A 21,079-nucleotide genomic window follows, 5' to 3' on the forward strand; every position below is an offset into this window, starting at 1 on the left:
CAGTCACCCTTCGTACACCTCCTTGAACACGGGGATGGTGTGCTGCAGCCGGATGGCGTTGGCGCGGGTCTGCCCGAACTGGCTCTTCTTCACCTCGCGGTGGAACGCCCAGACGGGAAGCGACGGGATCGTGCCGTCCGGATCGGGGTTCTGGCTCATGTCGCGGGTGCGGAACTTGCGGAACGACTCGGGCGGCATGTTCCAGTTCAGGTAGGTGAGCCCGTCCAGATCCAGTGCGGTCGGCGAAGTCGCGGCGATGCCAGGGGCCGCGGCGTTGTCCGCACGCACCTCCCGCCAGAACGCATCCATCAGCATGAGCGACAGCACGAAGAAGCGGGATGTCGGCGCGGCGGCGAAGGCACCCCCCGACCCGGTCATCGCGAGTTCCGCGTCGATCTCGCCCGTGATGTCCCGAGGGAGTCGGCCCGCCTTCACGTGCGCCGCGACCGCGTCGCGGAAGACTTTGTCGTGCCGCACTCCCGACCCCGGCGCCGCGTCGAGCAGGTTGTCCTGGCCCGGCTTCTTCGGGAGCTTCGCGACGTAGTGGTCGATGCCCATGTTGACGTAGTAATACGTCGACCTCCAGATCGAACGAGCGTCGGCGACGGTGGTCCCGCCGATGCTCGGGCCGATCTGCGTGGTGGTGAGTCCCTCCCGCACCCAGATCGCCATCAGCATCCACGGCTCCACCGAGTTCGACGGGTTCTCGGCCCACGCCCGGTACGCCTGGTCGAAGCGGTCGTCGGTGACGTTTCCGCCGAACGGGTTGGGGTCGAGGAACGGGAAGTCGCTGCCCTTCCTGCCCACACCGGTCTCGGGAGCGATCCGGGCGCGCGAGAGGGATGTCTGGCTGCTGGGGCTGCCGACGGTCTTCCGCGCCTGCCGCACGTGGGTCGCGGCGAAGGCGAGCCCGCGCTGCAGGACCGCCGCGCGTGTGGGGGCGTCGGTCGCCGCGAGGAAGGCGGGCTTGACCACCGAGAAGCGGGCGTCGGTCGTGGGGATGATGGGCTTCGGTTGCGGCTTCGGTTGCGGTGCAGGCTTCTTCTTGCCCTTCTTGGCGAGATGCGACGCCAGGACGAGCTGGGTCGCGGCGGCACCGGCCGCGCCGGGGACATAACTCCACAGCTTCCAGGTGCCGCGCACATCCACGTGGATGTAGTTGCTTCCGATGCCGATGCCAAGATCGTCGTCGACCGCATCGACGGCGACCTGCGCGAGCTGCGTCCCGGTGAGCCCGACGACGCGGATGTCCGCGGCCTGCCCGGAAGCGTGACGGGTGTTGCGCGGGTGACCGCCGCGAGCCTCCGCGACCGCCATCGCCTGCGCCCAGCGCCGGTAGCCGGAGTCGACGTACACCGCCCGGCCCAGCCGCGAGCGGATCGCCTGCAGCACCCGCACGAGCTCGGGCGAGATGCGCGAATACGGCGACGACCTGCCGCCCGAGGAAGCGAGCTCGCGCACCACGAAGTTCGGCGCCAGCTTGAGTCGGAGCGAGGATGCGGGTGTCGCGACGAGTGGCACGCCGGTCCCGTTGGGGTCGGCGTAGCCGGGGTCGGCCGCAATGGATGCGGGGGCCCGTGACAGGGTCAGGCCCGACGGAAAGGTGACGCCAGAGACGACCTCGCCCTCCTCGTCCTCGAACTCCTCCGCGACCAGGTGCGCGGGCGAGACGACCTCGGTGTCCAGCGACTCGAGAGAGAAACGCTGGGCAGAGTCCTCGGGGTCGAAGGACTCGGGTTCGAAGGCCTCGGTGTCGAAGCCCTTGGTGTCGAAAGACTCCATGTCCCGCGCCTCCGGTTCGAAGCCCTCAGCTTCCGGCAGTTCGCCATACCCTTCGCCCTCGTCGAACCCCTCGCCCTCATCGAAACCCTGCGCCTCGCCGAACACCTCGCTCTCGTCCAGGGTCTCGCCTTCGTCGTATCGCTCGGCCTCGTCAAATCCTTCAGCCTCGTCGAACCCTTCGGCCTGGTCGAATCCTTCGCCCTCGTCGAACCGTTCGCCCTCGTCGAGCCCCTCGCCCTCGTCGAACCCTTCGCCCTCGTCGAACCCTTGCGCCTCGCCGAAGGCCTCACCCTCGTCGAGGGTCTCGCCTTCGCCGTACCCCTCGCCTTCGCTCTCCGTCCACGGCAGCTCGCCCTCGTACGAGTCCCACGCCAATGCTTCCGGCAGGGTGAACGACTCTCCGACCGTGAACGCCTCCGCCTCTCCCTGCGTCACGCCGGACGCGGTGGTTCCGGTCAGGCTCGTACCGGCATCCCCGAGCAGTGCGCCGCCGTACCGCTTCGGGATCGTCATGTGGACTTCGGTGGTCCGCTCCACGCGGAACCGGTCGCGCAGCCCGGCCGCCGCAGGAAGCGCGGCCAGCCGCCGCGCCAGCGCCTCGCTCGACGGTTGGGTCGACCGCTTGCCGTCCGCCCGGTAGATCACACGCATCGCCGGAGCCGGCGACGACGGCGAGGCGAGGTGCTGGGCGATGCGCCGCTCCATCCACGCCGACAGCATTGTCGACGGCTGGTACAGCGCGTCGAAGACGAAGACCTCGTCGGGGTCGCTGCTGCCCAGGATGGCGAGCATCGCCTTGCCCCCGCCGGAGTGCGCCGTCAGGATGAGCCGCCCGCGCGGAGCGCTGATCCCCGTCTTCGCCGTGAACGCTGCCAGGGCCGACGCGATCAGCGCATCGAGCCGACCGGGTCCGGTGAGCGCCGGGAAGTCGTAGCCGCGTCCGGTGGCGCCGCCGAAGAAGTCGCCGCGCGGCAGCACGGTCACCGTCGGGCGCGTGCGGCTGCCGAGGTCGAGGCCGCTGAGCGGAGCCTTCTCGGTGTCGAGCCGCATGGCCGCGCCGCTGGCCGAGTAGCCGTGCAGGTGCACGACGATGTCGACGGCGGTCGGTGAGTTCATCGCGTTCCAGCCGACGACGAGGTCGGGATGCGTCCCGCGGTGCGAGGCGAGCAGCGGCGAACGCTGTACGACGAGTGAGCCTCCCCCGGTCGTCCCCATGATGATGGGGATCTGGATCGGCGGCTGGGTGGCCTTGTGCTGCGGCGGCACGGGCACCGGCCCCCCCGCCTTCTTCGCCTTCCGGTAGGCATCGATCTCGGCGATCGCGCGCCTGTTGGCGTCGCCCTTCAGGTAGGTCCACCGCCCCCACGTCGGGCGGACGTCGACGTGCGCGTAGTTCCCGCCGATCCCTACACCGATCGTCGGTCCCCAGACATCGATGGCCAGCTTGGCGATCTGCATGCCCGTGTAACCCGCGATCTCGATGTCGGCCGCCTGGCCGGAGCAGTGCCTGCTGAGCGTCGGCGGCTTGCCGTAGCCCTTGTAGACCAGGCCGTTCCGCTTCCACGAGCGGTAGCCGGAGGTGATTCGGACGCCTTTCCCGGCGCGGTCGCGGATGCGCTGCAGCAGATCGACGAGTTTCGGGGAGATGCGTGCGGGATCGGCGTATTTTCCACCGCTGCGCACGAGCTCGCCGACGGAGAAGTTCGCGGAGACCTTCTGCGCGCGCACCGACGCGCCCGTCGACAGCAGCGGGAGGCCTGCGTTGTTGGGGTCCCAATGCTCCTGCCCGGGCCCGATCGCGCCGGTGGTCTCCGCCAGCACGAGACCGGATGGGAACGTCTCGCTCTCCATCGCCGGGCCCTCCAGCGTGAAGCCCTCGCCGAGGCCGAACGCCTCGCCCCGACCGAACGACTCCCCCTCCGCGAACGCCTCTGCTTCCGCGAACGCCTCTGCTTCCGCGAACGCCTCCTCACCGAACCCCTCCGTGAGCGTGAACGCCTCGCCCGGCGCCACCTCGAACGGCGACTCGAATCCTCCCGGCACCGGCTGCTCGCCGTACGTCAGCGACATGAGTCCACCTCCCGTTCAGCGTGCGAGCGCCGCCGGGCGCCGCTGCTGGGTGTCGACCGGCGACTTGCGCGCCTTGAGGTCGCGCCCGGCCGCCGACGACCACTCGGTGATGACCCGGCGCGTGTACGAGCCGAGCGGCTGCACCGGGGACGGCCCGGGCGCGACGGTGTCGTACAGCACCCACGCGTAGTCAGGGCCGGTCACGATGTCGGCCTCGATGGTCCGCATCAAGATCGACAGGTCCTCCGCCATCGTGATCAGGGAGGTCGACTTGGAGTGCGCCGCCAGGCCCACCCGCTCGCCGACGAGCCGCAGCCGGTCGCCGCCACTGGTGGCCTGCGCCTTCAGATCCGTGACGACGGAGGTGTTGGAATCGAGGGTGAGCCGGAGCCAGCCGAGGACGGTCGCCGCCGCCAGTTCCTCCCGGGCCAGCACCGCGTTCTGCCGCCGCGAGCGGAGGATGTACTTCAGCTCCTGCGTGATCGCGAAGATGCGGTCGTTGTCGGCGGAGTTGACGCCGGCGACGTTGCGCAGGTTCACCATGGCCTGCCAGACCTCGTACAGCAGCTCCTCGAACAGCCGCACGAACGTCGTGTTCGCCGCGGTGGCGCGGGCGAAGCTCGCGGGACGGTTGTCGTCCATCCCGAACGAGAGGTCCATCCCGAACATCCGCCAGTACGCGTTGCGCCGAACCGACTCGGCATCGGGCCGCACCGCGCTCGTGCTCAGCCATAGCGGGACGGGGTTCCACGCGCCGAGCAGCAGCGCCTCGGTCGTGTCGAGCCACCGCTGGGTCGCGACCGAGGGCACGCCGAGGCTCTCGCCCGTGCGGTACTCCTTCACCACCCGCGCGAAGATCTGAACCATCCGGGTGTTCTCGAGGGTGTAGGAGGCGAGGAAGTGGTCCCAGGCGGGACCGGGCACCGGCAGATAGCCGGCGAACAGGCCGGTGGCGAACAGCGCGGAGCGGGCGGGGCCTGCCCGCACGCCGTTCGGCGCCCACACGTCGGCGCTGTCCCAGGCTTGCTCCATGTAGAGCACCAGGTCGAGCGGGTCTGCCTTGAGGACCGCGGACGCGGCGTCGGCGGCATTGGCGATCGGGAGAACCGTTCCGGGGCCGGTGGGTGGTGACAGCAGTCGGTTGGCGAGCTGCGGGATCATGATGGCATTCCCTCCTGCGTATAGCCGGCGGCGCCGGTCGTTCCCGCGCTGCCGGTGGTCTCGTCCTGGCCGCGCGGGTCGTTGAGGAATCCGACGTCGTACTCGCCGAGCGGAACCTGGTACGTATCCGCGCCGATCCGCTCCTGCGTCGCCTGCAGCTTCACGAACCGGTAGGCGGTGGGGATGGGGAGCGGCACGTCGCCGTTCGGCGGCCGGAATTCGGTCAGCGGTTGCAGCTGGCCGATCACCTGCTCGAAGCCGTTCTCCAGCACGGTGCTGATCGCATCCAGCCCGCTGACCAGGTAGAGGTCGCGCTGGCGGTCCTCGTAGTCACGGCGCAGCTGGGACTGCTCGCTGCGCAGCTTGTCGTACTGCTCGCGCAGGGCCTCGCGCTCCTCGGCGAGCCGAGCGGTCTCGATCGCGATCAGCTGCTCCATCGCCTCCAGCCGCTGCGTGGTGTTGGTGCGCCCCGAGGATCCTCCCGGGGGAGCTGACTGGGCCATTCTGATCTCCGATCTCTCTGTCGTCTTCGTGTCGTCACGCCGCCATGGGCGTCGCTGTCATCCAGTCCCGGGCCCGCGCGATCCACGCGGAGGCTTCGTCGGGCCGTTCCGCCTCGCGCAGCCCGGTCAGGGCCACGATGCGGATGCCCTCGGTCCGCCGCCAGTGGGGCGACGTCCACAGTGCGGGTCCGGCGCTGCGCTCCAGTTCGGCGAGCGCGGCCGGTGCGACTCGTCGCGGGTCGACGGCCGTCGTGATCGGCCGTCCGGCCAGTCCGGGCACAGCCGTCGCCAGGCACGCCGCTGCAATTGCGGGCATGCGCCTCCGGGAGCGGTCGAGCAGGGCGCGCACGGTCGGATCGGCTCGCCGGAGCGGGAAGGCGGTCACGACCGCCGCCTCCAAGTCGTCCCACGGGCCCCGCCCGTAGACGCCACGGCACAGCGCGCAGCCGAGCAGGGTGCGCAGCCAGCCGACCGGGTGGGGGTCGCCGATCGGCCAGCGCAGGATGGTGCGGGCGTCACCCACCACGTCGTACAGTGCCGCCACCGAGGCGTACCCGGTGTGGCAGAAGGCGAACACGTCGGCCGCGATCTCCGACGCCCACGGCAGCCACATCGTCCGCAGCTCCGGATCGGGCGCGAGGACGCGGCCGAGCGACGCCTGCAGCGCCGGCACCCAGCCCGTCACCGCGGCGACCTGGTGCCCCACCTCGTGGAAGAGGGACGTCGGCAGGTACGCGTGGAACCGTACGACCTTGATCGCCGCGACCGGGTTGATGCTACCCGGCGCCCAGAGGCGGATGTCCGCGCGCAGGATGGAGGCGCCCATCCCCTTGTCGATGTAGGTGAGCACCGGGATGGGCGGGTGTCCCGCCTGCCCGAGCACCGCCTCCATCCCGGCCGCGGCCAGCGCGTCGAGCGACTGGAGGGTCGCCCGCAGCTGCGGGCTGGTGCGCGTCGACACGGCATCGCCGAAGAAGTCGAGCGTCGTCTCCACCTGGCTGTAGCGGCGGCGCAGGTTCTGCACGGCCCGCATGGCCTCCGGGATGGCCAACGCGTCCCGGCGGGCGGCCCGCGTCAGGGCGACGGTGGCCCGCGCGATGTCGATGAGTTCGTCGACGATGAGCTTGAGGTGACGGCGCAGCGGCATGCCGATGTACAGCTCGACCGAGCGCCAGGCCGGTTCGGAGGCGAATTCCTCCGCGTCGAGGAACGTGCTCGCGGCCGCCAGCCAGCGGGCGCTCTGCCGTTCCAGATCGGCGGCGACCGCCCGAGTCGCTGCGTCGGTGATCATGGCCGGCGCCGCCCCGGCTTGGCCGTGATGGTCACGGTCGGGGTGCCGCGGAAGGCGCGTCCCGATGCGATCGAAGCGAGGGATGCGGCGCTGAGCGAGCCTGCGGCCGCCTGCCGCAGCAGGTCGAGCCCCGGCGCAGAGCGGATGGTCGCGGTGACGGTGACCCCGTTCCTCGGATCGGCGGACGCGCGCGCGAACTCCGCGCTGCCCTCCCGCGCCCAGCGTGCGAACGACGGCAGCAGCCAGCGACGCAGGGCGCCGCTGAGCGCCGAGACGACGGCGGGCGGGATGCGGTCGAGCACTCGGGGAACTCGGGTGGCGAGCTCGGACTGCTCCAGCTCAGCGCGGATCCGCAGTCGCCCCGTCCGCTGCGCGAAGCGGCGCGCGAGGTGGTCGTACGCCCTCGTCAGAGCGGGCAGGAGGACGGCCTCGGCACGTCCCTCCCGGATCGCGGCGGCGATCGTCTGAGTCTCGGACTCGGCGAAGAACATCCCGACCCGGATCTGCGACGAACGCGTATCGACGACGACCCAGCCCTGGGATGCCGCGCCGGCGCCGCGGCCGGCGAATCCGTACGCTCGTGTCGCGCCGGATGCGCCGAAAGCGCCGATCGCTCCGGTCGCCGCTCGGGCGCCCACCGTCGGCAGTGCCGTCTGGTCGAGCGGCTCGACCCAGTAGAACCGCTGTCCAGCCGCGACGCGGGCCCGGCTGCGGAGGAACTCGGCGGGCACTGCGACGCCCATCGCCGGATCCTTCAGCAGCAGCCCGGCTGCCTTCGGTGTCAAGGGATGCAGTTGCGAGCTGGAGAGGCGGACGCCGTTGCGCGTCCGCTCGATCGCAGCGATGCGTCGCAACGACGTGCCGACGGTCGCCTGGTACACGTGGAGGCGCGCCTTCACCGGGAGCGACAGGCCGAGCGCCCGCAGGCTCGCGCCGAGCGTGACGCCACCGAACGTATCGATCGCGTCCGCGACAGCGGCCGTCACCTCGACCTCCGGAGACCGGCTGTACCGGCGGTACGGACGCAGCGAACGCGCCTTGCGGGTGACGAACCGTCCGCCGAGCTGCGCACCGCGCTGCACCGTCGGCCGCAGCAGGGTCGGCGGGAAGTTCGTGCCGACCGCGCGATCGAACGCCCGCGCCGTCGCGGCCTTCATCAGCGACTCGTCCTCCAGTTCGTACTCGGAGGTCTCGGCGAGTTGCCGGATGGTGTCCTCGATGGTTCCGGCGAGCATCGCGGGAACGGCCTCCGACTCCAGCTCCGGTTCCTGCTGCTCCAGCGAGATGAGGCGCAACCCGGTGTCGACGATCGCGTTGGAGAGCGGCCCCGACAGCTGCGGGCCGACCCATTTGCCGATGAGCCTGCCGAGGTACTTGGCGAGGAAGCCGACGACACGGGGGCGCCCGACGAGGTGGATGCCAACGCGCAAAGCGCCCAGCAGGGCGGGGATGAACTGCTCGACCGCCGGCGCGACCTCATCCGTACTCGTAGCTCCGGCGAGGGAGTCGATGAGCCGACCGCGCGCTTCGGCGAGAGCCTCCAGCTCGGCGCTGCCCTGCGCCGCCTCCCTCTCTCCTTCGCCCTCTCCTTCTCCCGCGAACGCCGTCTCGGACTGCTCACCCGCATCCCCGCTCACCAGCGCCTCGGCGAGCGCCGCATCGAACGACTCGGCGAGCGCCTCCGTGTCGTGGGACACCGCCGGCGAGATCGCGAACGCCTCTCCTTCGCTTTCCGCCTCGAACGCCTCGGCCTCCGCCAGAGCCTCGGCTTCGCCGAACAGCTTGGTCGAGAGCAGCCGGGCCGGGGCCTGCAGCGGAGCGGGAAGCCTGCCGATCGCGAAACTCAGAACCCGCTTCAGCAGCGGACGGACCAGCTTGAGGAGTCCCTTCAGCCCAGCCGTGAGCAGGCCGCCCGCCGCTCCGGCCACCTTCTTGACCGCGTTCTTGACGAAACCGACCGCGCTGCGCGCCTTCTTGATGAGGCTGCCGATGAACTCTTCCCCCGCGGGCGACACTTCGGAGAGCTCGGGCTCGACCCGATCCATCAGCTCGTCGAGCTGCTCCTCGCTGAGCGATTCGAGGTCCTGGCCGGCGAGCGCCTCGCTCAGTCGCTCCAGATACTGCTCGGCCGCATACTGCGTCGGCGCCAGGTGCGCCGCGGCGATCCGCTCGCGCTCCCCCGACGATCCGGGAGACTCGTCCGAGAACCGCTGCCCGATCGCGTCCTCCGTTTCGGCCAGCAGTTCCGAGAGCGACTCGTCGAAGGCCTCGTCGCGCAGCGCCTCGAACGCGTTCTCGAGCAACGCCTCCTGTTCGGACAGTGGCGATTCGGACTCGGAGAATGGCGCGAACGACTCGGACCACGGTGAGGCGGCCTCGGCCGCGGCCTCCGCCGTCGCCTCGGTCGACCCGGTCGCCTCAGTCGATTCCGTCGACTCCCCGACGCTCTCGCCGGCGAACCCGCTCGTCGCCTCGGCGAACGGCTGGCTCTCCAGCGTGAACTGCTCCTGGTCCCTGATGATCGTCATCACGCACGCTCCTCCCGGACCCGCTGGTCCCGGTCATCCCAGGGGACCAGACGGGCCGTCCTGGGGCGTGGCGCACAGCGGTTGCGGGATGTGCGGGGCGCGTTGCTCGGCGCGTCCCGAATGCGGCCTGCCGCGTCCGGTAGGCGCGGGGGTGCGCGTCGGCTGCGCGTCGCGTACGCGTCGCGCCTGCGTCGGTGTGGCGTCCGATGGGGCACGGCTGACGCATCCTCCGGCGCCCGACGCCATCCGTCGATCCCGCTACTGCTCCCATTCGTAACGTCTGCGCCTGCGCGCGCAGCAGCACACGTGTCAAACAGGCGCATTCACCGCGGGAGGGCGACCCGACGAGCAGGTCAGGCCGAGCGCGCCGTGACCGCGGTGTGCACCAGGCGCGCCAGCCGGGGGTCCGGCTCCACTCCGAGCTCCTCGTCGAGCGTGCGCGCGAACGTCCGGAATCGGACGGCCGCGGCGTGCCGGTTGCCCTCCTGAAGGTGTGCCCGGATCAGGGCGAACGCCGCCGATTCGCGCAGAGGGTCCGCGGCGAGGGCCGCCGTCCCCGCCTGCGTCGCCAGCGCGTGCATCCCGCGCGCCGTCATGGTGATGCAGGCGGCCTCGAGCGCCTGCACCCGCAACAGGTGGAAGGACTCCTGCGGGCTGAGCACCCACTCCTCGTTCCACCCCGGAAGCAGGTCGACGGACAGCCGCTCGATCTCGTCCAGGGTGAGAGCAGCACCGTCGATCGCCGCGCACGCCGCCGTGTGGAGCGCCGGGAGGTCGACCTCGGCATCCAGCCGCAGCTCATCCCCGCCGGCCGCAACCCACCCTGCCGGCGTCTGCCAGATCGCGCGCCGCACGTTCGCGCGCGCCTGCGCCTCCGGGACGTCGGCCCACAGTCGCCCGGCCACCAGAGACCGGGGCACCTCGGTGCCGTGGACCGCGAGGAACGCGAGGAGTCGCCGAGACGGCAGCGAGAGACGCACAGCCGGAGAGACTCCGAGTCCCCCGACCACGGCCAATCGCCGCGTCGGCTCTGCCATGTCAGCAGCTTCCCTAGGCGCGCCGCGCCCGAGCTCGGCGCCTGCTTTCGCGAGGCGAGGGGCTCCCCCGCCGCACTCGTCCAGAGTGGCCCCGGCGGTCGGGGTGCGTCAATACACAAGTCGGGCCGCATCTCCGCAGCGCCGCATGGATCACAGACGTCGGCCGGAGTCAAGACTCGTGCGCTCTTGCCTGTGCTGGGCCACACTTCACACCGGAAGCGATCCACTCTGCGGCGGTGCCGCGGGCTCGCCTCCGGAACGGCGGCCGACAACGTGTCCACCAGCATGATCTCCACTCTTCCGATAGAGCTGCACTACGGTGGCCAGCGTTACAAGACGGCACTCTCCACCAGCGAGCTCACCGCGGTGCTGCGCGCCGCGTACGCCGTTGAAGAGACCGAACTGGTCAAGGGGTTGCCCACCACGCGCATCCCCTTGTTCGATGGCGGTGCGCTGCTGATCGCCGTGAATCCGTGCATCCCCGTCGCGATCGAAGAAGTCGTCAGCCCGCGCGCGGACGACGCCTGATAGCTGGATCACGCAGCGAATCGGCATCCGTGCCCGGGATTCGGCAGAATAGCTGCGTGGGTAACTTGTATTACGGCGTGCACACCTTTTCGCTGGACGACCGTGTCCTCGCGCATCTGCAGGTCGTCATCACCTTGAAGCTGCGGCGCGGCGAGCACTTCTTCCTCAGTTGGCGCGGAGACAGCTCGGTCGGGCGCAAACGCGCGTCCGTGTGGATCGACAACGGCATCCCGATCCTGTGCGAATACGACGGCGGCAGGGCGCCGGCCATCAACCGCACCTGGATCACCGAGCTCGCCGAAGCGGCCAACTCCTCGTTCGGGCTGATGATCACCGAAGAGACGATCGTTCCCATCCCGATCGACGCGAGCGACGTCGACTAGGCCGGCTGGTCGCCCCCGGGATTCAGCTCAGCTGTCGTAGCCGGTCGGCTCGGCGATGAGGCTGGCATTGCGGAGGCGAAGCCCGGCGGCGCCGGCGGACTCGATCGTCATCCGCTCCAGCTCGGCGGAGTCGAGGGCCGGGAACTGTCCGCTGTCGAACTTGAAGTGGAGCTCGGTCGTCGGGGAGACCCAGACGCTGCTCAGACCGTCGCCGATGGAGTCGTCGTCGTCCCAGGTGATGGCGAACGGCTCGTTGCGGCGCATCTTGGCCACGATCACGCGCTGCAGCACCGCGAGCGTCCCGTCGTCGACCGTGATCTCCAGGCGCGACGCCCCATAGAACAGCGAACCCATGTGCGTGGCCCTTCATCAACCGATATGTGCTGAGACAGCATAGCTTCCGGCTGAGGGATGCTCGTACTTCTGCCCCGGCCGATTGAGCGAACCCTTACGACGCGCCCAGCGTCGCCAGCGCCTTCTCGACGCGGCGCTCCCTCGTCTCGGCCGTCTTCGCCTGATCGATCGGCTCGATCAGCGCCCGCTGCCTGCTGTACGAAAGGGCGGCGTACGCGTCCGCGAGCGCGGGGTCCGCATCCAACGCCTGCCTCACTTCGGGCGGAAGCGGGACCTCCCGGGGCAGCTCATCGAGCGTCAGTGCCACGTCGACCTCGTCACCTGCGGCCAGCCCGGAGGCGGCTCGATGCTCGGAGCTGAGCGGGATCAGGAACTCACCACGCATGCTGGCGACGGTCGAGCGGTACTCGTATGAGCCGATCCGCACCACGACCGCGGGCTTCTTGCCGCTGCCCAACTCCGCGACCACAGCCTCCGGGACCGCAATGCCGGTGGCCGTCTTGCCGGCCTGACGGATGGTGGTGCGAAACGATGGCATGAGCGTCCCTTTTGTCGGCTACCGAATGTGAGGCACAGCCTGGCACAACTCCGCGGTGGCATCACGCCCCCTTCGTGAAAGCCGAGGTTCTACACCTGAGCGGCCGCCGGGAGGGTTGCACAACATGTTCTGCAACGCAACCGGAAGTGCTTGGATGAGCGCGTGAGGTATCCGGTGGATGCCCTGCACGGACTGCACGTCGCGGGAGCCAAGCATGGAGCTGGACAGGCTGAAGAGAGCGGGAACGGATTCCGACCCGGAGACCCTCATGCGCGAGCTCATCGGCAGCGTCACGCGTTCACTCCCGGGTGACGTCGCCTCGAGCGCGCTCGTCGTCGAACGCACGCGCTCGCTGTCCGACTGGTTGGCCCACCGCCCCGGCGCGATCACGCGACTCAGGCTGTCCGGGCCTACCGAGGCGCTGTCCTTGCAGTGGGAGCCGGGACCGAGATGGATCGCCGAGGTCGAGCAGTGCTACGGAACCGTCTCCCTCTCGAGCCGTCAGATCACTCTGGGCCAATGGTTGACGGCGTTCGCTCAGCTCGTCGCCGACCTCGCAGTGCACGCCGCAGAAGACTCAGCGGATTCGGCGCGCGCGCTGCAGAGGCTGGGGATCCTGCCGCCCGGGTCGGAGATCCACGTCGATGATGCCGATCCCGCGAGCGACCTCCTGACCCTGGCGGCCCGTCTCGGACGGCGCGTGCCAACGGAAGCGGTGGCGGCCGTCGGAAGGATCGGTGGACTGCTCGCCGAGACCCTTGCGCGGGTGGCGGGCTCGGGCGAGCCGGAGAGGACCGTCCGGGTGGCGGCGACCGTCTACCTCCCCGACACCCTGCGGGCCTACCTCGCTCTGCCGTCCGAGTGGGCCGCCGAGCACGTGCTGGCCGGCGGGCTTACGCCGGCCCAAGCCCTGGTCGCGCAACTCGACGCGCTCGAATCCGCGGCGCGGAGGATGAGGGACGCGGCAGTCGAGCAGGACGCATCGGCCCTGCTCATCAACGGCCGCACGCTGGCCGAACGGTTCGCGGGGCCGAGACTCGAGCTCGACCTGCCGTGACGTCCTAGGTCGCGGCCTCGGCCGCCGGGCCGAGAAGGTCGTCGTCATACAGGAGGCGGAAACCGTCGACGAGAACTCGTCTGGTACCGCGATCCAACGGGACCGCCGCCCAGGAGAGCGGAGCGACTCCCAGCTCCACGATGAGGCCCGACGGAAGACGGTAGCGGCGCTCACGAACCGGCCCCCATCGCATAGACCGCAGCAGCCGGGCCCCCGGTTCGAGGACGGTGAACCAGTCGGAATCCGCAAGCGTGTCGGGGTCGCCCGCGAGGACAACGAGGTCTACGTCGCTTGCCATGCGCTCGGCGCTGCGAGCATACGACCCGACGAGGGCCACCGCCCGAACATCCGGAGAGGACTCGGCCCAGCGGGCCACCGCATCCATCACACGCGCGGCCTCGCGGCGCCGGCCCTTCAGTCGCGTCGTCATCGGTCCGTTGGTCAGGCCGCGGTAGATCCGGCCAGCACGTCGCCCAGCGTCCGGTGCGGCACATCGATGGGACCGGCTACGGGAGCTTCGGCGCGCGGAACCCCGGTGTCCATCGCGAGCGCCGCTCGATTCTGTCGGGCGAATGCCGGGCTCAGCGGGGCCGCAACGACGGAAAGCGCGCGCAGCAGCGGCCGTGGGACGTGGCGAGCAGGGCCGCTCCACCCCCGGGCGTCTTGCAGCGCGCGCGCCAGGTCGTTCATCGTGATCGACTCACCGCTGACCTCGATCACGCGCCCCCGATCGCTCGGGTCAGTGGTGGCGCGAGTGACGACGGCGGCGACGTCGAGGACCGAGACGAAGGGGATCGGCTGAACACCACGGCCGAACACGAGCGGGCGGCCGGAGGCGCCGGCCGTCTTGGATAAGACCCCAAGCCAGGTCTCCAAGTAGGCGGGCGGCCGCACGATCACCCACGGCGTTCCGATCCCGCGGAGGTACTTTTCGGCAGCGAACTTCGCGCGGAAGAGGTCGACGGGATGGTCAGCGGAGCCGCCGGACGCGGAGACGAGGACGACACCGGCGCCCGCTGCTGCCGCGGCCTCCACGAGATGGGCGTTGCCGCGGTCGTCGACCTCGGCGGGTCCGGCCCCACGGCCCCCGAGGAAGCCGTGCACAGCGGAGACCACCATTTCGGCGTCGACGATCGCATCGTCGAGTCCATCTCGTCTTCGCACGTCGCCATGGACTACCTCGACTCGGTCGTCGAAGAGTGCCCTCGCATGTTCCGTGTCGCGCGACAGCACCCGCACTTTCTCGCCCTGGCCGATGAGCGCGGCGACGACATGCCGTCCCAGCAAGCCGCTGCCCCCTGCGACGACGATCATCTCGGGCCGTCCGCATGCACTTGACCTCGAACCGCGTCATCGACGGTCGATCCCGTCTGATCCACGGGTTCCAGGTAGAAACGGGCTGAGGCGGCGCGCTCACCCTGCAGCCCGAAGACGATGACCCCGCGCATGAGATGCGGGGTTCCATCGACGCGGGTGCCGCTCATCTCCCACTCCGACCACACGTCCGAGCCCGCGACCGCATGCCCCAGAACCCGGGACCGGACATCGGGAACGAATTCGAAGATCTGCCGCCAGTTGCTCCGGACCTGCTCGGTTCCTTCGAACGAACGGCCCGGATGTGCCGGCGTCTCGTTCTGGTATTCGGCGGCGAAGCAGTCCACGAGGGAATCGAGGTCGTGGTCGTTGGTGGCCCGCTGCAGTCGGACGAGAAACGGATGCGTGTCGGCGGACATGGTGCCCTCTATTTCATTACACTACTCTGTATCTATTAGTCTGAGTATGGAGCGTGCGGTGGCAGGAGTCAAGCGGCAGTACGACGGGACCGCCCGGCGCGCTCGGGCCGAGAAAATGCGGGAGTCTCTGATCGGGACCGCTCGCGCGATGCTCGTGGCCGACGGATACGCCGGACTGACGATCCCGAAGGTCGCCCGGGCATGCGAAGTCTCGGTGGAGTCGGTCTACAAACGGTTCGCGGGCAAGCCGGCCCTCGTCCGCGCTGTCGTCGAGGAGGCACTGCGGGGCATCGGGCCGATCGCGGCCGAAACCCGCTCGGACGCGCTCAGCGCAGCTGACCTCCCGGGCCTGCTGCATGGTTGGGGCCGACTCTCGGCCGAGGTGGGACCGCGGGTCGCCCCCATCCTGCTCCTCCTGGATGCGGCCGCCGGACACGACCGCGAGCTGGCAGACCTGGCTCGCGAGCTGGAGGAGGCTCGCCGGGCGCGGATGACGGAGAACGCCGTGCGCCTCGCCGACGCCGGGCACATCCCTCCCGGCCTTCCCGTGAAGGCCGTCGCGGACATCCTGCTCACCTACAGCTCCCCCCAGCTCTACGACCTCATCGTGATTCGGAACGGCTGGACTCTTGACCAGTACGCCGACTTCATCTCGCGCGGCATCGCGGCCCACCTCAGCGCCGGAGCGGATCGGACCGACACGGGGCGCGACCCTCACTCGGCGGACCAGAGCTCCTCGGCCTCGAGGACCAGATCGATGATCTGACGCAGGAGACCCCCCATCGATGTCGACCGCAACAGGGTGTACCTGTCGTACTCGCCCAGCGGGGCGATCGCCGCCAGTTGCCACGCGGCTTCGACGGGATCGTTCGACAGCTCGATGTCGGCATCCGACTGCGGCTCCGCGACGCGGGCGATCACGCGGCGGACAACCGATTCTGCCTCGGCCCGGAGGGGTGCGAGCGCCTCGGACCACTCCAGATCCGGCAGCATCGAGAGCTCGGCCCGGGGATACGGGTTGTCGTCGTCCCAGCGCTCGACCGTGAACCGCCGGGTCCCCACGCCGACGATGAGCAGGTCGTCGGCGCCCGCGGCGGCGCTCACAAGACGCGCCATCGTCCCGACAGAGGCGCGCTGGTCGCCGCCCCCGGCTTCGGATCCGCGCTCGATGAGCACGACGCCGAACTCGAACCCCGGTTCGTCCTCGTCGAGCAAACGGCCGACCAGCGTGAGATAGCGGGGCTCGAACACCCGCAACGGGATGGGCACGTGGGGGAACAGCACTGATCCGAGCGGGAACATCGGTGAGGCGGCCATGCTCCAGTGAAGCACCGCGGACGTAGAGTGAACAGGTGCCCCGACCGCGCCCCGAGATCCCAGGAGCGGGACAGGAGTCTGTGTGGGACTACCCGAGGCCGCCGCGCATCGAGCGCGTCACCGCGCCTGTCACGATCCGTCTGGGTGGGCAGCTCATCGTGGAAACCCGAGACGTCGTCCGGGTGCTCGAGACCAGCCATCCGCCGGTCTACTACCTCCCGATCGCGGACTTCGCAACCGGCGCCCTGGTCGACGCCGACGGTTCGTCGTTCTGCGAGTTCAAGGGCACCGCACGATATCTCGACGTGCGCGGCGGAGGCGAGGTGCGGTCCGCTTGCGCGTGGAACTACCCGCATCCGTCGCCCGGGTTCGAGCCGCTCCGAGACCGGGTCGCCGTCTACGCGCAGCAGATGGACGAGTGCACGGTCGACGGCGAGGTCGTCACGCCACAGCCCGGAGGCTTCTACGGCGGCTGGATCACGAGTGCGGTCGTCGGGCCCTTCAAGGGGTCGCCCGGGTCACAGGGCTGGTGAACGCCGGGGGACACCTAGACGTTGAAGCGGAACTCCACCACGTCGCCGTCCTGCATGACGTAGTCCTTGCCCTCCATGCGCGCCTTGCCGCGCGAACGGGCCTCGGCGACCGTTCCGGCGTCCACGAGGTCCTCGAACGAGATGACCTCGGCCTTGATGAAGCCCTTCTCGAAGTCCGTGTGGATGACGCCGGCCGCCTGCGGTGCCTTGGCACCCTGCGGGATCGTCCAGGCGCGAGACTCCTTGGGTCCGGCGGTCAGGTAGGTCTGCAAGCCGAGGGTGTCGAAGCCGATGCGGGCCAGCTGGTCGAGGCCGGACTCCTCCTGGCCGGTGGACGCGAGCAGCTCCGCGGCGTCGGCGGCGTCGAGGTCGATCAGCTCGGACTCCAGCTTGGCGTCGAGGAAGACGGCCTGTGCCGGGGCGACCAGGGCGGCCAGCTCGGCGCGGCGGGACTCGTCGGTCAGGACGTCCTCATCCACGTTGAACACGTAGATGAAGGGTTTCGCGGTGAGCAGGCCCAGTTCGCGGACCGGCTCCAGGTCGATCGACGAGCTTGAGAGCGGCTTGCCGGAGTTGAGGTACTCGATGGCAGCGCGAGCGGTCTCCAGCACGACCGGTTCCAGCCGGCGGCCCTTGACCTCCTTCTCGTAGCGCTGCTCGGCCTTCTCGAGGGTCTGCAGGTCGGCGAGGATGAGCTCGGTGTTGATCGTCTCCATGTCGCCCGCGGGGTCGGTCTTGCCTTCGACGTGAACGACGTCGGCGTCGCTGAAGCCGCGCACGACCTGGGCGATCGCGTCGGCTTCGCGGATGTTCGCCAGGAACTTGTTGCCGAGTCCCTCACCCTCGCTCGCGCCCTTCACGATGCCCGCGATGTCGACGAACGACACAGGAGCCGGGACGATCCGCTCACTGTGGAACAGCTCGGCGAGACGGTCGAGCCGCGGGTCGGGCAGGTTAACCACGCCGACGTTCGGCTCGATGGTCGCGAACGGGTAGTTCGCCGCCAAAGCGTCGTTCTTGGTCAGCGCGTTGAAGAGGGTGGACTTGCCCACATTGGGCAGCCCGACGATTGCGATAGTGAGAGCCACGGTCGTCCATTCTACGGGGGCGGGCCGACAGGGGCGCCCGGGCTCAGTTCTGCAGGGCGGCGCGGTAGGAGCGGGTCACGTACGGCAGCTCCACGGTGTCGCGTCCGGCGAGGTCGGGATGCTCGCGCAGCAGCCGACGGAGCGACTGGATGACCGCCGCCTGACCGTCCGCGCCCTTCGTGATGAAGTAGCTGCGCGAGCGGGCCAGGTCGAGCAGCCCGTCGTGGCTGAGCGCCTGAACCCACCGCGTCTCGTGCTTTTCCAGCGCTCCGAACGGCGGCGGGAGCACCGGGTCCGCTTCGTCGTCGAAGGCCGCGGAGCCGGCCGCCATCAACTCCCCCAGCTCGCGGACCCAGCCGACGCTCTCGTCGCGTTCATTCCAGACGAGTCCGATGCGGCCGCCGGGGCGCAGCACACGCACGACCTCGGGGACAGCGCGCTCCGGATCCACCCAGTGCCAGGCCTGTGCGGCGAGCACCAGATCGAAGGAGGCGTCGGGAAACGGGATGCGCTCGGCGGCACCCTCGCTGGCGCGAACCCCGGGGAGGCGTTCGCGAAGCACGCGCAGCATCTCCGGAGACGGGTCGACCGCGGTCACCTCGAGGCCACGGTCGACGAGGGATGCGGCCAGCTTGCCGGTGCCGGCGCCGAGATCGAGCACGGGTCCCTCGATGCCCTCGGCGAGCCAGGTGACCGCATCCGCAGGATAGGACGGGCGGGCGGAGTCGTACACGTCGGCCGCGTGGTCGAAGGAGGCCGCATGAAGGTCGCGTTCGTGACGGGATCGCATGCCGCGATGCTACGCGGGGGCCGTCCGGAGTGCCGGATACGACGGCACGCGGGGCGGTTGCCGGGGCGCGTCGGTGGCACGTGCCAGCATGACGAACGTGACCCTGGATTTCACCGCCATCGACTTCGAGACCGCCAATTCCTCCCCCGCATCGGCCTGCTCGGTCGGGTTGGTGAAGGTCCGCAACGGAAAGGTCGTCGACAGGGCGGGATGGTTCATCCGGCCGCCGCTGGGGCATGACCACTTCCAGGAGTGGAACGTGCGCATCCACGGCATCCAGCCGGAGCAGGTGGCGGATGCGGCCGGGTGGGTCGACCAGCTCGCGGATCTGGTCGAGTTCGCCGAAGACGATCACCTTGTCGCGCACAACGCGGGCTTCGACATGGGCGTGATCCGCGCCGCCTGCGCAGCAACCATGGTCGCGTGCCCGGAGTACGGCTACCTGTGCAGCCTGCAGGTGGCGCGTCAGACCTACACGCTCGACTCGTACCGCCTCCCCGTCGCGGCGATGGCGGCCGGCTTCGAGGGCTTCCACCACCACGACGCGCTCGCAGATGCTGAGGCATGCGCCGCGATCGTGATCCACGCGGCGAAGCGGCACGAAGCCGCCACGATCGCGGACCTCGCCGCGCTGACCGGTGCCCGGCTCGGGCGGATCGGCGTGCCGGTCGCCGCCTGAGTGCGCGCGTCCGCCGGCCGCCGGCTGTGTCCCGTCCCGGTCCCCCCTTCGCCGAGTGGCGACATGATGTCGCAATTCGCGCGGGATAGATGCATCCACTCACGACTCGCGGCCCCCGCGACGTCCAGTGTCGGCGGCCGCTGACACACTGAGGACATGGACCTCCTCGCCTTGCTCCTCGGCCTCCTGATCGGACTCGTCGCGGGCGCCGTCGTCGCCGGCTTCGCCGTGGCGAAACTCGTGCGCGATCGCGCCGCTGCGAGCCAGCCGACGGCTGCCGTGGTCGATCCGGCGCTGATCGCGGCCCAGCACCAGGCCGAGATCGCCGAGATCCGGGCGGCGGAGGCGGCTGTGCAGGCTGAGATCCGCGCGGCCGAGGCGGCTGTACAGGCCGAGATCCGTGCCGATCTCGCCGCCGCGCACAGCCGGGTGGATGCGATGCAGGAGCAGTTGCGCGCCGCCCAGGAGCAGTACCGCGAGACCGTGGAGCGCCACCGCGCCGACGCGGAGGCCCGCACGGAGCGCGAGCGCGCCGAGAGCAAGGTGCTGCAGGCCCTCGCCCCGGTGCGCGAGAGCCTGACCGAGATGCAGCGCAAGGTCGTCGAGCTTGAGACGCAGCGCAGCCAGCAGCATGGTCAGTTGACCCAGCAGCTGCAGACGGCGGTCGAGTCCGAGGAACGGCTCCGCAGCACGGCCGAGGCTCTCGCGTCGGCCCTGCGCTCGAACAGCACGCGCGGGGTCTGGGGAGAGACGCAGCTGCGCAGCGTGGTCGAGGCAGCCGGGCTGCTCGAGCGGGTGGATTTCGACGTGCAGTCGAGCATCCACTCGGAGTCGGGTGCGGGCCGACCGGACATGATCGTGCGGCTACCCGGCGGCAAGAACATCGCGCTCGACGCGAAGGTTCCGTTCAACGCGTACCTCGAAGCGAGTCAGATCCCGGCCACCGCCACCGGAGCCGAGGCCGCGCAGCGGGAGGCGTTGCTCAAGCAGCACGTCAAGGCGGTCCGCGACCACATCACGGCCCTGGGCAGCAAGGCCTACTGGACCGGCCTGGAGTCCTCCCCCGAGCTCGTCATCGCGTTCATCCCGAGCGAGTCGCTCGTGTCGTCGGCTCTCGAAGCCGACCCGTCGATCATGGAGTTCGCCTTCGGGAAGCGCGTGGCGCTCGCGTCACCGGTCACCCTCTGGTCCGTCCTCAAGACGGTCGCGTTCAGCTGGCAGCAGGATGTGCTGACCCAGGAGGCGAAGCAGCTGTTCGACCTGAGCCGGACGCTGTACAGCCGCCTGTCCACGACCGCCGGTCACATCGAGAAGCTGGGTCGGTCGCTGGAGCGGACGGTCAAGGACTACAACGGCTTCGTGGGCTCGTTCGAGCGCCAGGTGTTCCCGGCCGCCCGCAAGCTCAACGCCCTCGACGAGTCGAAGGTGATCGGCGCCCTCGGCGGCATCGAAGAGGCACCGCGCGAGCTGACGGCCTTCGAACTCGTCAGCGAGCTGGAGCCGCGCGACATGCACGGGATCGACAAGCTGGCCATCGAGGAGCAGGAGCGCGCCGCCGAGAGCGGCCCCACCATCCGCACGGCGTAAGCCGCGCCTCGGCGCCTGCCGCCTCACTACCCGCGCCCGCAGCGTGCCGAGTGGTGACATGACGTCGCAACTCGCGGCGAATAACGACAACGACTCACGACTCGTCGCACGCGCCAGAGC

At 70.0% G+C, this 21,079-nt stretch carries 21 protein-coding genes; 7 read left to right on the forward strand and 14 right to left on the reverse strand.

The annotated features are described in order from the left end of the window. Positions 1-3: 3 nt before the first annotated feature. The 6 genes from AB4Y74_RS10825 to AB4Y74_RS10850 form a co-directional block, all read right to left on the reverse strand. On the reverse strand, positions 4-3,852 hold the full coding sequence (locus AB4Y74_RS10825; RefSeq protein ID WP_441799089.1) for a YcbK family protein: 3,849 nt from the start codon (positions 3,850-3,852) through the stop codon (positions 4-6). A 15-nt stretch (positions 3,853-3,867) separates the two neighbouring features. Next, complete coding sequence (locus AB4Y74_RS10830) at positions 3,868-5,013, reverse strand: hypothetical protein (RefSeq protein ID WP_441799090.1); 1,146 nt, start codon at positions 5,011-5,013, stop codon at positions 3,868-3,870. Beyond that, positions 5,010-5,516 carry a hypothetical protein gene (locus AB4Y74_RS10835; RefSeq protein WP_441799091.1) on the reverse strand — a complete coding sequence of 169 codons (507 nt, stop codon included), beginning with the start codon at positions 5,514-5,516 and terminating at the stop codon, positions 5,010-5,012. The genes AB4Y74_RS10830 and AB4Y74_RS10835 overlap by 4 nt, the downstream gene beginning before the upstream one ends. 34 nt (positions 5,517-5,550) lie before the next feature. Continuing rightward, the gene (locus AB4Y74_RS10840) at positions 5,551-6,807 is read right to left on the reverse strand and encodes a hypothetical protein (protein ID WP_441799092.1); all 1,257 of its coding nucleotides are present in this window, start codon (positions 6,805-6,807) and stop codon (positions 5,551-5,553) included. Continuing rightward, entirely contained in the window at positions 6,804-9,335 is a 2,532-nt protein-coding gene (locus tag AB4Y74_RS10845) for a hypothetical protein (protein ID WP_441799093.1), read from the reverse strand. Before AB4Y74_RS10845 ends, AB4Y74_RS10840 begins: the two co-directional genes overlap by 4 nt. Positions 9,336-9,688: 353 nt before the next feature. Next, positions 9,689-10,372: an AfsR/SARP family transcriptional regulator gene (locus AB4Y74_RS10850; protein WP_441799094.1), complete on the reverse strand. Its 684-nt coding sequence runs from the start codon at positions 10,370-10,372 to the stop codon at positions 9,689-9,691. Between the two features lie 285 nt (positions 10,373-10,657). Here AB4Y74_RS10850 and AB4Y74_RS10855 point away from each other — a divergent pair, with 285 nt between their 5' ends. Both AB4Y74_RS10855 and AB4Y74_RS10860 read left to right on the forward strand, forming a co-directional pair. Continuing rightward, positions 10,658-10,900 (forward strand): hypothetical protein, encoded by a 243-nt coding sequence (locus AB4Y74_RS10855; RefSeq protein WP_441799095.1) that lies wholly within the window; start codon positions 10,658-10,660, stop codon positions 10,898-10,900. 56 nt (positions 10,901-10,956) lie between these two features. Continuing rightward, entirely contained in the window at positions 10,957-11,283 is a 327-nt protein-coding gene (locus AB4Y74_RS10860) for a DUF7882 family protein (protein ID WP_441799096.1), read from the forward strand. 27 nt (positions 11,284-11,310) lie between these two features. Here the strand turns inward: AB4Y74_RS10860 and AB4Y74_RS10865 are convergent, their stop codons facing one another. Further along, positions 11,311-11,637, reverse strand: coding sequence for a DUF7882 family protein (locus tag AB4Y74_RS10865; protein ID WP_441799097.1), 327 nt, complete (start codon positions 11,635-11,637; stop codon positions 11,311-11,313). Between the two features lie 94 nt (positions 11,638-11,731). Beyond that, a complete protein-coding gene (locus tag AB4Y74_RS10870) occupies positions 11,732-12,175 on the reverse strand; it encodes a YdeI/OmpD-associated family protein (RefSeq protein ID WP_441799098.1) in 444 nt (147 codons plus the stop codon). A gap of 214 nt (positions 12,176-12,389) precedes the next feature. On the opposite strand from AB4Y74_RS10870, the gene AB4Y74_RS10875 reads away from it, so the two are divergent. After that, positions 12,390-13,232: a hypothetical protein gene (locus tag AB4Y74_RS10875; RefSeq protein WP_441799099.1), complete on the forward strand. Its 843-nt coding sequence runs from the start codon at positions 12,390-12,392 to the stop codon at positions 13,230-13,232. 4 nt (positions 13,233-13,236) lie between these two features. Here the strand turns inward: AB4Y74_RS10875 and AB4Y74_RS10880 are convergent, their stop codons facing one another. The 3 genes from AB4Y74_RS10880 to AB4Y74_RS10890 are packed head-to-tail and all read right to left on the reverse strand — an operon-like array spanning position 13,237 to position 14,965. After that, the gene (locus AB4Y74_RS10880) at positions 13,237-13,662 is read right to left on the reverse strand and encodes a nucleotidyltransferase domain-containing protein (protein WP_441799100.1); all 426 of its coding nucleotides are present in this window, start codon (positions 13,660-13,662) and stop codon (positions 13,237-13,239) included. Between the two features lie 11 nt (positions 13,663-13,673). Then, complete coding sequence (locus AB4Y74_RS10885; RefSeq protein ID WP_441799101.1) at positions 13,674-14,546, reverse strand: SDR family oxidoreductase; 873 nt, start codon at positions 14,544-14,546, stop codon at positions 13,674-13,676. Continuing rightward, entirely contained in the window at positions 14,543-14,965 is a 423-nt protein-coding gene (locus AB4Y74_RS10890; RefSeq protein ID WP_441799102.1) for a nuclear transport factor 2 family protein, read from the reverse strand. The genes AB4Y74_RS10885 and AB4Y74_RS10890 overlap by 4 nt, the downstream gene beginning before the upstream one ends. A 58-nt stretch (positions 14,966-15,023) precedes the next feature. Between AB4Y74_RS10890 and AB4Y74_RS10895 the strand changes: the two genes are divergently transcribed. After that, positions 15,024-15,731 carry a TetR/AcrR family transcriptional regulator gene (locus AB4Y74_RS10895; RefSeq protein ID WP_441799103.1) on the forward strand — a complete coding sequence of 236 codons (708 nt, stop codon included), beginning with the start codon at positions 15,024-15,026 and terminating at the stop codon, positions 15,729-15,731. On the opposite strand, the gene AB4Y74_RS10900 is transcribed toward AB4Y74_RS10895, so the two are convergent. Then, on the reverse strand, positions 15,680-16,282 hold the full coding sequence (locus AB4Y74_RS10900; RefSeq protein ID WP_441799104.1) for an LON peptidase substrate-binding domain-containing protein: 603 nt from the start codon (positions 16,280-16,282) through the stop codon (positions 15,680-15,682). The two genes, AB4Y74_RS10895 and AB4Y74_RS10900, sit on opposite strands and share 52 nt — an antisense overlap. Positions 16,283-16,317: 35 nt before the next feature. Between AB4Y74_RS10900 and AB4Y74_RS10905 the strand changes: the two genes are divergently transcribed. Beyond that, positions 16,318-16,815 (forward strand): DUF427 domain-containing protein, encoded by a 498-nt coding sequence (locus AB4Y74_RS10905; RefSeq protein ID WP_441799105.1) that lies wholly within the window; start codon positions 16,318-16,320, stop codon positions 16,813-16,815. 14 nt (positions 16,816-16,829) lie between these two features. Here the strand turns inward: AB4Y74_RS10905 and ychF are convergent, their stop codons facing one another. Together ychF and AB4Y74_RS10915 are read right to left on the reverse strand one after the other, a co-directional pair. Then, positions 16,830-17,903: a redox-regulated ATPase YchF gene (gene ychF, locus AB4Y74_RS10910; protein WP_441799106.1), complete on the reverse strand. Its 1,074-nt coding sequence runs from the start codon at positions 17,901-17,903 to the stop codon at positions 16,830-16,832. 43 nt (positions 17,904-17,946) lie between these two features. Further along, positions 17,947-18,693 (reverse strand): class I SAM-dependent methyltransferase, encoded by a 747-nt coding sequence (locus tag AB4Y74_RS10915; protein ID WP_441799107.1) that lies wholly within the window; start codon positions 18,691-18,693, stop codon positions 17,947-17,949. Positions 18,694-18,790: 97 nt separating this feature from the next. Here AB4Y74_RS10915 and AB4Y74_RS10920 point away from each other — a divergent pair, with 97 nt between their 5' ends. Both AB4Y74_RS10920 and rmuC read left to right on the forward strand, forming a co-directional pair. Next, entirely contained in the window at positions 18,791-19,372 is a 582-nt protein-coding gene (locus AB4Y74_RS10920; RefSeq protein ID WP_441799108.1) for an exonuclease domain-containing protein, read from the forward strand. A gap of 156 nt (positions 19,373-19,528) precedes the next feature. Further along, on the forward strand, positions 19,529-20,959 hold the full coding sequence (gene rmuC, locus AB4Y74_RS10925; protein ID WP_441799109.1) for a DNA recombination protein RmuC: 1,431 nt from the start codon (positions 19,529-19,531) through the stop codon (positions 20,957-20,959). Positions 20,960-21,079: the final 120 nt, after the last annotated feature.

This window comes from Leifsonia sp. RAF41, assembly GCF_052114085.1.
In the GTDB taxonomy this organism is placed as follows: domain Bacteria; phylum Actinomycetota; class Actinomycetes; order Actinomycetales; family Microbacteriaceae; genus Leifsonia.